The following is a 13,174-nucleotide window of genomic DNA, read 5'->3' as shown; positions in this document are numbered from 1 at the left end:
GGCGGCGCTGTGCGACCCAGTCGCGGCTTGGACCGCGAATGGGCCGCCATATGGCGTCAGGCGAGTCCCAGCCCGCGTGACCAATCGATCCGCACCACGCCTCGCTCTTGCAGCTACAGCTGAGGGCCTGGCTCAGGGCGCTGTGTGGCGTTTACCCAGAAACGGTGGCAGGTAGAGCCCCAGATACGCCTCGCATACCCGCATCCCTTCTTCTGCCATGCGCGGCGTGATCTGTTCATGCAGCTGCATCGAGCGGGCATAGACCCGGTCACTGAGCTCCATGGCCAAGGCAAACACATCCACATCCAGCGGCATCGCCGGCAGGTGGAAATGCTGGTCGAACAGCTTGTGCATCAAGTCGCCCAGTTCCATGTCGTGCTGCCGGTCGGCCTGCACCACTTCGCTCAGGCCATGCTGCGCCAGAATCAGCTGCCGCGCCGCCGCATCCTCGTTGTAGATGGCAAGCATGCGCTCTTCGATCAGCCGTGACAGTTGCTGCCAGGTGCTCAATGCGCTGCTGTCGATCGGTGCGCTCAGGGCTTCGCGAAACGCCCGGTGCACATCGGCTGTCAGGGCTTCCAGCAAGGCCGGCACGCTGGCGAAGAAGTGATACACCGACGAGGGTGGAATCTGCGCCCGCTCGGCCACGCTGTAGATGGAAAGTGCCGCCACCCCTTGTTCAGCCAGCAGTTCGCGCGCCGCCGCCAGGATGGCTTCGATCCTGGCCTGGCTGCTGGCGCGCGGCTTGCGCGGGGTGGTCGAGCGGTTCATCAGTTGCTGATTGCCAGGATACTGGCCTGGTAGGCGCCGACGAACAGGTCGAAGTCACCGACTTCCTCTTGCTCCAGCTCGGACTGCTTGGCGAGCGATTCGCGTGCCAGCGTTTCGAATGCCTGCTGCTTGTCGTTGCTCAGTGGCTGCTCGCGGAAAGCCTCGGCGTGGAGCCGGCTTTGGCGAAGCGAGAACTGGACGAAGCTTTCGTCATGCTCGGCCATGCGTGCCAACACCTGGGCAGAGGGGGTCAGCGAGGCGTCGTCGACCTTGGCCTGCTGGGCATCCAGGGCCTTGGCGTGCTCATCAGAGCCTTGCGCCTGGTCGAGCAGGTTGGCCAATAGCCGGATACGCTCGATCAGTTCACTGGCCCAGTCTTTCAGGCCGATCGGCAGGCCATTGCGGCGCAGCTCAAGGCCTGGGCGACGGCCCTCCTTGACCACGGTCAGGAAGTTGTCGGTGCACTGGCCGCATTCGCCGTTGTCCAGCTGCGGGCTGTCTTCCAGCGCACAGAACAGCAGGAACGCATCGATGAAGCGCGCCTCGGTGAGGTCGATGCCTACCGGCAGGAACGGGTTGATGTCCAGGCAACGCACCTCGACATACTGCACGCCGCGGGAGGTCAGGGCCTGGATCGGCCGTTCGCCGGAGTAGGTGACACGTTTGGGGCGAATGTTCGAGTAGTACTCGTTCTCGATCTGCAGGATGTTGGTGTTCAACTGCACCCATTCGCCGTCGACATGCGTGCCGATCTCCACGTAGGGCGGGTAGGGCGTGCCCACTGCCTTGCGCAGGCTGTCGGTATAACTGGCCAGGTTGTTGTAGCAGGGCGTCAGGCCCGCCTGAGCATTGCTCTGGTAACCCAGGTCGCTCATGCGCAGGCTGGTGGCGTAGGGCAGGTACAGGGTTTCGGCGTCCAGCTCTTCGAGCTGGTGCGGGCGGCCGCGCAGGAAGCCTTTGTCCAGGGCTGGCGAAGCACCGAACAGGTACATCAGCAGCCAGCTGTAACGGCGGAAGTTGCGGATCAGCGCAATGTACGCCGCCGATTGATAGTCGCGGTCGCTCTGGTCGTTGCCTTCGGCGGCGCGCAGCAGGGGCCACAGCGCTTCAGGCAACGAGAAGTTGTAGTGGATGCCGGCGATGCACTGCATGGTGCGGCCGTAGCGCAGGGCCAGGCCCTTGCGGTAGACGTGCTTCAGCTTGCCGATGTTCGAGGTCCCGTACTCGGCGATCGGGATGTCCTCCTCGGCCGGCAGCGTGCACGGCATCGACGGGCTCCACAGCAGTTCGTCGCCAAGCTTGCTGTAGACGAAACGGTGGGTTTGCTCGAGGCTTTCCAGCACCTGGGCCGGGTCAGCCAGGGCCGGGGTGATGAACTCCAGCAGCGACTCGGAATAATCGGTGGTTATCTGCTCGTTGGTCAGCGCCGAACCCAGGCTTTCCGGGTGTGGGGTCTGAGCCAGGCGACCTTCGTCGGTGACGCGCAGGCATTCGCGCTCAATACCGTGCAGGCACTGCTTGAGCAGGGGAAGATTGGCGCCGAGCAGGCTCAGGCGGCGGTTGAGGAGGTCGCTCAAGATGGTTTCCTTCACGCATCAGTCGCCCCAATATGGGGGTAGAGTTGACGGTCTACAAGGGTAGGAGGAAAGGAACTGGCGTTGTCGCCTGGTTTACGCGGTTACGGCAGTGCCAGCGCACTGCCGCAAAATACCGCAGATACCATTTGGTGAGCTAGAGAACTGCGAAGGTTCCCTGCGCTTTGGCGACCAGTTTGTCGCCTTGGACTACGTCGGCGTCGACCACCAAGGTCCGCCGCCCGGCGTGCAGCACCCGCGCCGTGCACAGTACCTCGCCGTCACCGACCGCGCGCATGTAGTTGATCTTGCATTCGATGGTCACGCTCTGCTGGTCAAAGCCATGGCTGGCCGAGCAGGCCAGGCCCATGGCGATGTCCACCAGGCTGAAGATGGCCCCGCCGTGCAGCTTCTGGCCGCGGTTGCGCAGGTGCGGCTCAAGCGCCAGAGCCACCTCTGCCACGCCGGTGTCCAGGCGTTGCAGGCGGCAGCCCAGCAGCTGGCTGTAGGCGCTTTCAACCAGCGCCTTGGGGATCTCCATCACTTCTTCTTCAACTGCTTGGCGTTGGCAAAGAGCGCAGCCATGGCGTTGTTCGCCGGTGCGGCGCTAGCGGTTTCGCGCTGGCGCGGTGCCTGCTGCTGGCGGTTGCCGCCATTGCCACGGTTGCCACCGCGGTTGCCTTCGACTTTTTCGCCTGGGGTATCGCTCATGCGCATGGACAGGCCGACACGCTTGCGCGGGATGTCCACTTCCATGACCTTGACCTTGACCACGTCGCCGGCCTTGACCGCCTCGCGCGGGTCCTTGACGAACTTCTCGGACAGCGCCGAGATGTGCACCAGGCCGTCCTGGTGCACGCCGATGTCGACGAAAGCACCGAAGTTGGTGACGTTGGTGACCACCCCTTCGAGAATCATGCCAGGCTCCAGGTCCTTGAGGTCTTCGACGCCGTCCTGGAAGGTGGCGGTCTTGAACTCGGGGCGCGGGTCACGCCCGGGCTTGTCCAGTTCCTGGAGGATGTCGGTGACGGTGGGCAGGCCGAAGGTTTCGTCGGTGAACTGCTTGGGGTCCAGGCGCTTGAGGAAGCCGCTGTCGCCGATGAGCGAGCGGATGTCACGGCCGGTGTCGGCGGCGATGCGTTTCACCAGCGGGTAGGCCTCCGGGTGCACGGCGGAGGCATCCAGCGGGTTGTCGCCGTTCATGACGCGCAGGAAGCCGGCGGCCTGCTCGAAGGTTTTCTCGCCCAGCCGGCTGACCTTCTTGAGTGCGGCACGGGTGGCGAACGGGCCATTGGCATCGCGGTGCGCGACGATGTTCTGCGCCAGGGTGGCGTTGAGGCCAGAGATACGGGTCAGCAGCGCGACCGAAGCGGTGTTGACGTCCACACCCACGGCGTTCACACAGTCTTCGACCACAGCGTCCAGCCCGCGCGCCAGCTTCACCTGGGATACATCGTGCTGATACTGGCCGACACCGATGGATTTGGGGTCGATCTTCACCAGTTCGGCCAACGGGTCCTGCAGGCGGCGGGCAATCGACACGGCGCCACGGATCGAGACGTCCAGGTCAGGGAATTCACGGGCAGCCAGCTCCGATGCCGAGTACACCGACGCTCCGGCTTCGGACACCATGATCTTGGTGATCTTCAGCGCCGGGTATTTTTTAACCAGCTCAGCGATCAGCTTGTCGCTTTCGCGGCTGGCGGTGCCGTTGCCAATGGCGATCAGCTCCACCGAGTGCTTGGCGCACAGCGCAGCCAGTACCGAAATCGTGCGGTCCCAGTCGTTGCGTGGCGCGTGCGGATAGACCGTCGCGGTGTCCAGCAGCTTGCCGGTGGCATCGACCACTGCGACCTTGCAGCCGGTACGCAGGCCCGGGTCGAAGCCCAGGGTGGCACGCGGGCCGGCCGGGGCGGCCAGCAGCAAGTCATGCAGGTTGTGGGCGAAGACATTGATCGCCTCGCTTTCGGCGTTGTCGCGCAACTCACCGAACAGGTCGGTTTCCAAGTGGGTGTACAGCTTGACCTTCCAGGTCCAGCGCACCACCTCGCCCAGCCACTTGTCAGCCGGGCGGTTGCGGTTTTCCACGCCGAAGTGCCCGCCAATCATCATTTCGCAGGGGTGCAGGGTGCCCGGCAGCTCTTCGCCGACTTTCAGCGATGCGCTCAGCACGCCTTCGTTACGGCCGCGGAAAATCGCCAGTGCGCGGTGCGACGGGCAATTGCGCAGCAGTTCGTCATGGGCGAAATAGTCGCGGAACTTGGCACCTTCCTCTTCCTTGCCAGCCACCACGCGGGCACTGAGCACCGCTTCCTGCTTGAGGAAGTTGCGCAGCTTGTCGAGCAGGGCAGCGTCCTCGGCGAAGCGCTCCATGAGGATGTACTTGGCGCCCTCGAGGGCGGCCTTGACGTCGGCGACACCCTTTTGGGCATCGACGAAGCGCGCCGCTTCGCTTTCCGGCGCCAGTTGCGGGTCGTTGAACAGGCCGTCGGCCAACTCGCCCAGGCCCGCTTCCAGGGCGATCTGGCCCTTGGTGCGGCGCTTTTGCTTGTAGGGCAGGTAAAGGTCTTCGAGGCGGGTCTTGGTGTCGGCCAGCTTGATCTCGCGGGCCAGTTCAGGGGTCAGCTTGCCCTGTTCCTCGATGCTGGACAGGATGCTCGCACGGCGCTCGTCCAGCTCGCGCAGGTAGCGCAGGCGCTCTTCCAGGTGCCGCAACTGGGTGTCGTCCAGGCTACCGGTCACTTCCTTGCGGTAACGGGCGATGAAGGGCACGGTCGAGCCTTCGTCCAACAGGCCCACGGCCGCCTCGACCTGCTGAGGGCGTACGCCCAGTTCCTCGGCGATACGGCTGTTGATGCTGTCCATGTAAACCACCTGACAATTGTGAATACGGGGGCTGCGAGGCGCTTGTTCCGCCCGGCGGCGCTGGATGAAAGCCGCGCATTATACCCATCGGAGAAGGCTTGCGGTGATGGCGCCAGGCCAGTCGCCGAGGCCGGGAACTGGCGCCGGGGGAAAAATCTGCTAACAATGCTCACGGCACGCGTGGCAATGGCTACGCCATAATGCGCGGCGATCTCAGAGGAGTTATTCATGACCGGCACCGCAAATACCGCTGAAGGTGACAAGATTCTCATCGTCGACGACGATCCGGGGCTCAGCAGCCTGCTGGAACGTTTCTTCACCAGCAAGGGCTACCGTGCCCGCGCGGTGCCCAACACCGAACAGATGGACCGCCTGCTGCAGCGCGAGGTGTTCAACCTGGTGGTGCTCGACCTGATGCTGCCCGGCGAGGATGGCTTGTCAGCGTGCAAGCGCCTGCGCCAGTCGAACAACCAGATCCCGATCATCATGCTCACCGCCAAGGGTGACGAGCTCAGCCGCATCAAGGGGCTTGAGCTGGGCGCTGACGATTACCTGGGCAAGCCGTTCAACCCGGACGAGCTGATGGCGCGGGTCAAGGCCGTGTTGCGCCGTCAGGCACCCACGGTGCCGGGCGCCCCGGGCAGCGAGGACGAGTTGGTCACCTTCGGCGATTACGAGCTGTCGCTGGCCACCCGTGAACTCAAGCGTGGTGAAGAAGTGCACATGCTCACCACCGGTGAGTTCGCCGTGCTCAAGGCGCTGGTCATGCACGCCCGCGAGCCGTTGACCCGCGACAAGCTGATGAACCTGGCCCGTGGCCGAGAGTGGGATGCCCTGGAGCGCTCGATCGACGTACAGATCTCGCGCCTGCGCCGCATGATCGAACCGGACCCGTCCAAACCGCGGTATATCCAGACTGTGTGGGGCGTAGGTTACGTCTTCGTACCGGACGGAAACGCCAGCAAATGAACGCTGGCCTTCGATGAAAACTCCGGTCTGGTTCCCGCAGAGCTTCTTCGCCCGTACCCTGTGGCTGGTGCTGATCGTCGTCCTGTTCTCCAAGGCGTTGACCCTGGTCTACCTGCTGATGAACGAGGACGTGCTGGTCGATCGGCAATACAGCCATGGTGTGGCGCTGACGCTGCGCGCCTATTGGGCGGCCGATGAAGAAAACCGCGACAAGATTGCCGAAGCCGCAGGCCTGATCCGGGTGACCGGCTCTGGCGTGCCAGAGGGCGAGCAGCACTGGCCCTACAGCGAAATCTATCAACGCCAGATGCAGGCCGAGCTGGGCGAGGACACCGAAGTGCGCTTGCGCATCCACGCACCGCCGGCGTTGTGGGTCAACGCGCCAAGCCTCGGCCCAGGCTGGCTGAAAGTGCCGCTTTATCCGCACCCGTTGCGCGGCCAGAAGATCTGGAACGTGCTTGGCTGGTTCCTGGCCATCGGCCTGTTGTCCACCGCTTCGGCATGGATCTTCGTGCGCCAGCTCAACCAGCCGCTCAAACGCCTGGTGTTCGCTGCCCGCCAGTTGGGCCAGGGTCGCAGTGTGCGTCTGCCGATCAGCGATACGCCGAGCGAAATGACCGAGGTGTATCGCGCGTTCAACCAGATGGCCGAGGATGTCGAGCAGGCCGGGCGTGAGCGCGAGTTGATGCTGGCGGGGGTGTCCCACGATTTGCGCACGCCACTGACGCGTCTGCGTCTGTCGCTGTCCTTGCTCAACAGTGACAACGACCTGAGCGACGACATGGTCCGCGACATCGAAGACATGGATGCGATTCTTGACCAGTTCCTGGCTTTCATTCGCGATGGCCGCGACGAGCCGCTGGAGGAGGTCGACCTGGCCGACCTGGTGCGCGAAGTGGTGGCGCCCTACAACCAGCCGCAAGAGCGTGTGCGCTTGTGCCTCGAGCCTATTCCGCCATTCCCGCTGCGCAGGGTTTCGCTCAAGCGCATGCTGGGCAACCTGATCGGTAATGCGCTGCATCATGCGGGCAAGGGGGTCGAGGTGGCCGCCTATGTGTCGGGCGATGAGAGCGCGCCCTATGTGGTGCTGAGCGTGCTGGACCGGGGCGCGGGGATCGATGAGTCGGAGCTGGAGACCATCTTCAACCCGTTCATTCGTGGGGACCGGGCGCGGGGTGGCAAGGGCACCGGGCTGGGGCTGGCGATCGTCAAGCGGATCGCCGCCCAGCATGGCGGTAATGTCGAGTTGCGCAACCGCTCCGGGGGCGGGATCGAGGCGCGGGTGAGGTTACCGTTGGGGCTGTTGCTACCGCGTAACGCGGTGTGAGCTTTCGCTGCCGACGATGGGGCTGCACGGCAGCCCCGAAACCTCAGCCCTTGCCCTTGGTCCGGGTCTGATTCGGCCCGCCATTTTTCTCCAGATGCTCGATGATCATACCGGCCACGTTCTTGCCGGTTGTCACCTCGATACCTTCCAGCCCCGGTGAGGAATTCACCTCCATCACCAGCGGGCCGTGGTTGGAGCGCAGAATATCCACCCCCGCCACACTCAGGCCCATCACCTTGGCCGCACGAATGGCGGTTATACGTTCTTCGGGGGTGATCTTGATCAGGCTGGCCACACCGCCCCGATGCAGGTTGGAGCGGAACTCGCCTGGTTTGGCCTGGCGCTTCATCGAAGCAATCACCTTGTCGCCTACCACGAAGCAGCGGATATCGGCACCGCCGGCCTCCTTGATGTACTCCTGAACCATGATGTTCTGTTTCAGGCCCATGAACGCTTCGATCACTGACTCGGCTGCTTGGGTCGTCTCGCACAACACCACGCCGATGCCTTGCGTGCCTTCCAGTACCTTGATGACCAGTGGGGCGCCATTGACCATCTGGATCAGGTCGGGGATGTCGTCCGGCGAGTGGGCGAACCCGGTAATGGGCAGGCCGATGCCGCGCCGGGACAACAACTGCAACGAACGCAGCTTGTCACGCGAACGGGCGATGGCCACCGACTCGTTGAGCGGGTAAACGCCCATCATCTCGAACTGGCGCAGCACCGCGCAGCCGTAGAACGTCACTGAGGCGCCGATGCGCGGGATCACTGCATCGAAACCCTCCAGCGGCTTGCCGCGGTAATGGATCTGCGGCTTGTGGCTGGCGATGTTCATGTAGGCGCGCAAGGTATCGATCACCACCATTTCATGGCCACGCTGAGTGCCGGCTTCGACCAGCCGGCGGGTGGAATACAGACGCGGATTGCGCGACAGCACAGCGATCTTCATGCAGCACCTGTGACAGGAGATAGGGTGGCCGGGTAGGCCGGTTTGTCTTGCACGTACTTGAGCCCGGGGTTGACCACCAGTTGGCCGTGAATGAGCGCCTTGGAGCCAAGCAGCAGGCGATAGCGCATGTTCTTGCGGCAGGCGAGGGTGAACTCGACCTCCCAGACGCCATCGCCCAACGCCAACGATGTGCGGATCACGTAACGGGTCTGGGCGTGGCCGTTGGAGCTCTTGATGGTCTTCATCGTCACCAGTGGGGCTTCGCAGCGGCGGTGGCGCAATTGCACGACCGAACCCAGGTGAGCCGTAAAGCGCACCCACGGCTGGCCGTCGCGTTCGAAAGGCTCCACCTCGGTAGCGTGCAGGCTGGAGGTGCTGGCACCGGTATCGATCTTGGCGCGCAGGCCCGCCACACCGAGGTCGGGCAAAGCGACCCACTCACGCAGGCCGATTACAGTCAGATGGTCAAATGTCTTCACGAAGCACACCCTGCGAATGAGGTGGTGAACTGTAAGCACGGCGGGGACTTTTTGCATCCGTCAGTTACGGTAGTACAGTTCGGTTAAAGACAGAATTCGAGGTAACGGGATGGCACACAAAGCGGAAGAGGACGACAAGGTACGCCTGGATAAATGGTTATGGGCGGCGCGGTTCTACAAGACCCGGGCGCTGGCCAAGGCCGCCATCGAAAGTGGCAAGGTGCATTGCCGTGGCGAGCGCTGCAAACCTGGCAAAGAGCCGAGGGTGGGTGACGAGTTCGTGCTGCGTACCGGTTTCGACGAGCGTACCGTGGTGGTCAAGGTGCTGTCGGCGGTACGCAGGGGCGCGCCTGAAGCGCAGGCCCTGTACGCAGAAACCGAGGAGAGTGTGCGCCGCCGTGAGCAGGCAGCCGAGCTGCGCAAGGCCGGGGCGATGGGCGTGACCACCGACGGCCGGCCGAACAAGAAGCAGCGGCGGCAGATTCACCAACTGCACGGTCATTTTGACTGAAAGGGGCTGAGCAGCAGCCCCTGGCCTCTAGCGGAACACCGCCAGGCGCCCGACCAACGGTAGCCTGGCCCCGATGGCAAACAATGGCGCCGTCCACCGCACCAGCAATGCGCTACCCTTTGCCGCTAGCGGCGTATGGCAGCTCCAGCCCAAGGCCAGCACTGCCATCAGCACGCCACCGATGTAGTCATCCTGCCCCCAGTGCGCGCCTGCGACCAGCCGTGGCAGCATGAACAGCAACGCCAGGCCCCAGATCACCAGGTGCTGGACCAGGCGCCGGCTGAACAGGCTCATGAACAAGGCCCAGATCAGCAACACCGAGGCGTGGTCGCCCGGGAAGCTGTTGCTGGAACGGTCCTTCAGCTCCCATGCCTTCTCAAGGTTCGGGTAGTAGTCGCTCAGGTGCACAGCGTTGGTGAATACCATCGATGGGCTGTCATGCTGCCAGCCCATTGCATCCACCCACTTGGAAAACAGCGCGCGAATCACCACTAAGAGGATTAGCGTAACCAGAAAGCCGAAGAAGGCTTCACGCACCTGGCTGGCTTTGAACACCCAGTCGCCGCGGATCAGCACGGCCAGAAGGATCAGGCCAACGACGATGTCGAAGGGCCGCAGGCTGCCGATGGTCCAGACATAGCGCCAGGCGGTGTTGTCGGCCAACGGTGCATTGAGGCTGTGGAACAGCCATTCGTCGAAAGTCAGGCACAGGATCTGGCCAAAGGGCCATAACCAGAAACACAGTAGAGCGATGGGCAGCAACGTGCAGGCTGCCAAGGGGCCCCAGGACCACGTTGCTTTTAACAGTGGTCGATTGTCCATAAAATACCTCTATTGCAATCAGGAATCGGAGCGCCTTGTGAGCGCTCTGTCACGGAATCTCGCAACTGTCAGACATCCCGTGTAACCATTTTGTCATCATTTTTAGATAGCCAAAACCTATGAGCGATTTGCCGGATACCGATTTCACCCAACGTTTCATCTTCGACGACCGCGATATTCGCGGCGAGTGGGTGGCACTCGATGACAGCTACGCCGCAGTGTTGGCTCGTCACGCCTACCCACAGCCCGTTGCCACATTGCTCGGCGAACTGATGGCCGCTACCTCGCTGTTGGTAGGCGCATTGAAGTTCGACGGCCTGCTGATCCTTCAGGCCCGCTCTGCCGGCCCCATCCCACTGTTGATGGTGGAGTGCTCGGGCGAGCGCGACATCCGGGGCATGGCGCGATACGAAGCGGACCAGATCCCCGCCGACGCGACGTTGGCTCAGCTGATGCCGGACGGCCATCTGACCCTGACCATCGACCCGGTCAAGGGCCAGCGCTACCAGGGTACCGTCGAGCTCGACGGCAAAAACCTGGCCGAGTGCTTCACCAACTACTTCGTGCAGTCGCAGCAGCTCAACACGCGCTTCTGGCTCAACGCCGAAGGCGGCAAGGCCCGCGGCCTGTTGCTGCAGCAGTTGCCGGTGGATCGCCAGCGTGACGAAGAAGAGCGCGAGGACAGCTGGCAGCATGTGATTGCCCTGGCCAACACCCTCAAGCCGCAAGAGTGGGCCGAGGCCAACGAAACCTTGCTGCACCGCCTCTATCATGAGGACGCCGTACGCCTGTTCGACATCCAGCCGCTGCGCTTCAAGTGCAGCTGCTCGCGCGAACGTTCCGGCAATGCGCTGGTCAGTCTTGGCGAGCAGGATGCCAAGCAGCTGGTCGAGGAGTGCGGTGGCAAGGTCGAGATCGATTGCCAGTTCTGCAACGAGCGTTATTTCTTCGATGCCAGCGATGTGGCACAACTGTTTGCCGGTGGTGGCACTGACACGGCGTCAGAAACTCGCCACTGAAACGTTTAATTTCAGTGAATTCTCCTGTCGAATTGCGCAAAAGGGCAGTTACGACAGGAGGGGCCTACTTTTTTTGGGCGTTTCTGGCATAATCCGGCCACTTTTTTCGCTGTAGTAGTTTTTTTTAGACAACTACAAAACGTTTGGAGCACTCGGCCTCGGGCCGGATGGGGTATCTCATGACGCAAGCCAACAACACCGTGTACACCGACCTGAGCGTCGATGAGCTGGTAAAAGAAGCGCTGCAACGCGGTGAAGGCGTGCTAGCCGATACCGGCGCACTGGTCGTCGAGACCGGGCACCGTACTGGCCGTTCGCCGGCTGACCGTTTCATCGTCGAAGAACCTTCCACCCAGGACGCCATCGCCTGGGGCCCGATCAACCGCAAGTTCCCGGCCGACAAGTTCGATGCCCTGTGGGACCGCGTCGAGGCGTTCAACAACGCCCAGGATCACTTCGTTTCCTACGTTCACGTAGGGGCTGCCGCCGAGCACTACCTGCCGGTGAAGATGACCACCCAGACCGCCTGGCAGAACCTGTTCGGCCGTTGCCTGTTCATCAACCCTGAGCAGTTTAACCCGGCTGGTCGCGACCAGTGGCAGGTCCTCAACGTTGCCAACTTCGAGTGCGTGCCTGAGCGTGACGGCACCAACTCCGACGGTTGCGTCATCATCAACTTCGCCGCCAAGAAGGTGCTGATCGCTGGCATGCGTTATGCCGGCGAAATGAAGAAAGCCATGTTCTCGGTGCAGAACTTCCTGCTGCCGGCTGCCGACGTGCTGCCAATGCACTGTGCCGCCAACATCGGTGAAGAAGGCGACGTCACTCTGTTCTTCGGCCTTTCCGGCACCGGCAAGACCACCCTGTCGGCTGACGAAAGCCGTTACCTGATCGGTGATGACGAGCACGGTTGGGGCGAAGGCGTTGTCTTCAATATGGAAGGCGGCTGCTACGCCAAGTGCATCGACCTGTCCGAGAAGAACGAGCCGGTCATCTGGAAAGCCATCAAGCATGGCGCCGTGCTGGAAAACGTCGTCCTCGACGGCAACAAGCACGCCGACTACGCCGATGTCAGCCTGACCCAGAACAGCCGCGCCGCCTACCCATTGGAGCACGTCGCCAAGCGCGCCGAAGCCAACCTGGGTGGCGAGCCTAACGCGGTCATCTTCCTGACCTGCGACCTGACCGGTGTTCTGCCGCCAGTTTCGATCCTGAACAACGAGCAGGCGGCCTACCACTTCCTGTCTGGCTACACCGCGCTGGTCGGTTCTACCGAAATGGGTTCGGGCGGCGGCATCAAGTCGACCTTCTCCACCTGCTTCGGCGCACCGTTCTTCCCGCGCCCGGCAGGCGAATACGCCGAGCTGCTGATCAAGCGTATCAACGCCTTCGGCTCCAAGGTCTACCTGGTCAACACCGGTTGGACCGGTGGTGGCTATGGTGTCGGCAAGCGCTTCAGCATCCCGACCACCCGTGGCGTGATCGCTGCCATCCAGAGCGGCGCGCTGGTCGGTACCGAGACCGAGCACCTGGACATCATCAACCTGGACGTGCCGAAGGCCGTTCCGGGCGTCGAGACCGAGCTGCTCAACCCGCGCAACACCTGGGCTGACAAAGCTGCCTACGACGAAGCTGCAAAAGGCTTGGCCAAGCTGTTCACTGAAAACTTCAAGAAGTTCGACGTGTCCGACGCCATCAAGGCTGCTGGCCCACAGCTGTAAGCTGAGCCAGTCGAGTCAGCGTTAGCAGGGCTGCTACGCAGCCCATCGCCGGCAAGCCGGCTCCCACAGGTATGGACTGCCCCCAAGAAGTTGGACACCAATCCAACCCTTGGGGGATCTATGGGTAAGTACACCGAGCAATTCAAGCTCACAGCGATTACAGCCTA

At 62.7% G+C, this 13,174-nt stretch carries 12 protein-coding genes; 5 read left to right on the top strand and 7 right to left on the bottom strand.

Going from position 1 to position 13,174, the window contains the following annotated elements:
- Positions 1-132: 132 nt before the first annotated feature.
- The 4 genes from ACIPZH_RS22450 to ACIPZH_RS22435 all read right to left on the bottom strand — a co-directional run bounded on the left by ACIPZH_RS22450 (position 133) and on the right by ACIPZH_RS22435 (position 5,210).
- Positions 133-771, bottom strand: a complete 639-nt coding sequence (locus ACIPZH_RS22450; protein WP_267819467.1) for a TetR/AcrR family transcriptional regulator — start codon at positions 769-771, stop codon at positions 133-135.
- Positions 771-2,348 carry a glutamate--cysteine ligase gene (gshA, locus tag ACIPZH_RS22445; protein WP_400637904.1) on the bottom strand — a complete coding sequence of 526 codons (1,578 nt, stop codon included), beginning with the start codon at positions 2,346-2,348 and terminating at the stop codon, positions 771-773. The genes ACIPZH_RS22450 and gshA overlap by 1 nt, the downstream gene beginning before the upstream one ends.
- Before the next feature lie 154 nt (positions 2,349-2,502).
- The gene (locus ACIPZH_RS22440) at positions 2,503-2,886 is read right to left on the bottom strand and encodes a PaaI family thioesterase (protein ID WP_267819463.1); all 384 of its coding nucleotides are present in this window, start codon (positions 2,884-2,886) and stop codon (positions 2,503-2,505) included.
- Positions 2,886-5,210 carry a Tex family protein gene (locus tag ACIPZH_RS22435; protein ID WP_400637902.1) on the bottom strand — a complete coding sequence of 775 codons (2,325 nt, stop codon included), beginning with the start codon at positions 5,208-5,210 and terminating at the stop codon, positions 2,886-2,888. The genes ACIPZH_RS22440 and ACIPZH_RS22435 overlap by 1 nt, the downstream gene beginning before the upstream one ends.
- A gap of 228 nt (positions 5,211-5,438) precedes the next feature.
- Here ACIPZH_RS22435 and ompR point away from each other — a divergent pair, with 228 nt between their 5' ends.
- Both ompR and ACIPZH_RS22425 read left to right on the top strand, forming a co-directional pair.
- Entirely contained in the window at positions 5,439-6,179 is a 741-nt protein-coding gene (gene ompR / locus ACIPZH_RS22430; RefSeq protein WP_241805515.1) for a two-component system response regulator OmpR, read from the top strand.
- Positions 6,180-6,192: 13 nt separating this feature from the next.
- Positions 6,193-7,506: an ATP-binding protein gene (locus ACIPZH_RS22425; protein ID WP_012316722.1), complete on the top strand. Its 1,314-nt coding sequence runs from the start codon at positions 6,193-6,195 to the stop codon at positions 7,504-7,506.
- 43 nt (positions 7,507-7,549) lie between these two features.
- On the opposite strand, the gene rimK is transcribed toward ACIPZH_RS22425, so the two are convergent.
- On the bottom strand, positions 7,550-8,455 hold the full coding sequence (gene rimK / locus ACIPZH_RS22420) for a 30S ribosomal protein S6--L-glutamate ligase (protein WP_012316721.1): 906 nt from the start codon (positions 8,453-8,455) through the stop codon (positions 7,550-7,552).
- Positions 8,452-8,934, bottom strand: a complete 483-nt coding sequence (locus tag ACIPZH_RS22415; protein WP_267819457.1) for an ATP-dependent zinc protease — start codon at positions 8,932-8,934, stop codon at positions 8,452-8,454. Before ACIPZH_RS22415 ends, rimK begins: the two co-directional genes overlap by 4 nt.
- Positions 8,935-9,043: 109 nt before the next feature.
- Here ACIPZH_RS22415 and ACIPZH_RS22410 point away from each other — a divergent pair, with 109 nt between their 5' ends.
- Positions 9,044-9,445, top strand: coding sequence for an RNA-binding S4 domain-containing protein (locus ACIPZH_RS22410; RefSeq protein ID WP_400637901.1), 402 nt, complete (start codon positions 9,044-9,046; stop codon positions 9,443-9,445).
- 27 nt (positions 9,446-9,472) lie between these two features.
- Here ACIPZH_RS22410 and ACIPZH_RS22405 read toward each other — a convergent pair whose 3' ends face one another.
- Complete coding sequence (locus ACIPZH_RS22405; protein WP_400637900.1) at positions 9,473-10,267, bottom strand: phosphatase PAP2 family protein; 795 nt, start codon at positions 10,265-10,267, stop codon at positions 9,473-9,475.
- A 119-nt stretch (positions 10,268-10,386) separates the two neighbouring features.
- Here ACIPZH_RS22405 and hslO point away from each other — a divergent pair, with 119 nt between their 5' ends.
- Together hslO and ACIPZH_RS22395 are read left to right on the top strand one after the other, a co-directional pair.
- Positions 10,387-11,286 carry an Hsp33 family molecular chaperone HslO gene (gene hslO, locus ACIPZH_RS22400; RefSeq protein WP_241805520.1) on the top strand — a complete coding sequence of 300 codons (900 nt, stop codon included), beginning with the start codon at positions 10,387-10,389 and terminating at the stop codon, positions 11,284-11,286.
- Between the two features lie 179 nt (positions 11,287-11,465).
- A complete protein-coding gene (locus ACIPZH_RS22395) occupies positions 11,466-13,007 on the top strand; it encodes a phosphoenolpyruvate carboxykinase (protein ID WP_241805526.1) in 1,542 nt (513 codons plus the stop codon).
- Positions 13,008-13,174 lie beyond the last annotated feature (167 nt).

This window comes from Pseudomonas sp. NPDC089758, assembly GCF_044748705.1.
Lineage (GTDB): Bacteria > Pseudomonadota > Gammaproteobacteria > Pseudomonadales > Pseudomonadaceae > Aquipseudomonas > Aquipseudomonas putida_X.
The sequence above is the reverse complement of the archived record's forward strand: the minus strand, read 5'-3'. Positions and strand labels throughout refer to the sequence as shown.

What these genes read in the sequence shown, in the direction of transcription:
- ACIPZH_RS22395 (WP_241805526.1), top strand. Translation starts at nt 11,466, where the DNA reads ATGACGCAAGCCAACAACACCGTGTACACCGACCTGAGCGTCGATGAG.
- hslO (WP_241805520.1), top strand. Translation starts at nt 10,387, where the DNA reads ATGAGCGATTTGCCGGATACCGATTTCACCCAACGTTTCATCTTCGAC.
- rimK (WP_012316721.1), bottom strand. Translation starts at nt 8,455, where the DNA reads ATGAAGATCGCTGTGCTGTCGCGCAATCCGCGTCTGTATTCCACCCGC.
- ACIPZH_RS22440 (WP_267819463.1), bottom strand. Translation starts at nt 2,886, where the DNA reads ATGGAGATCCCCAAGGCGCTGGTTGAAAGCGCCTACAGCCAGCTGCTG.
- ACIPZH_RS22435 (WP_400637902.1), bottom strand. Translation starts at nt 5,210, where the DNA reads ATGGACAGCATCAACAGCCGTATCGCCGAGGAACTGGGCGTACGCCCT.
- ACIPZH_RS22405 (WP_400637900.1), bottom strand. Translation starts at nt 10,267, where the DNA reads ATGGACAATCGACCACTGTTAAAAGCAACGTGGTCCTGGGGCCCCTTG.
- ACIPZH_RS22425 (WP_012316722.1), top strand. Translation starts at nt 6,193, where the DNA reads ATGAAAACTCCGGTCTGGTTCCCGCAGAGCTTCTTCGCCCGTACCCTG.
- ACIPZH_RS22410 (WP_400637901.1), top strand. Translation starts at nt 9,044, where the DNA reads ATGGCACACAAAGCGGAAGAGGACGACAAGGTACGCCTGGATAAATGG.
- ompR (WP_241805515.1), top strand. Translation starts at nt 5,439, where the DNA reads ATGACCGGCACCGCAAATACCGCTGAAGGTGACAAGATTCTCATCGTC.
- ACIPZH_RS22450 (WP_267819467.1), bottom strand. Translation starts at nt 771, where the DNA reads ATGAACCGCTCGACCACCCCGCGCAAGCCGCGCGCCAGCAGCCAGGCC.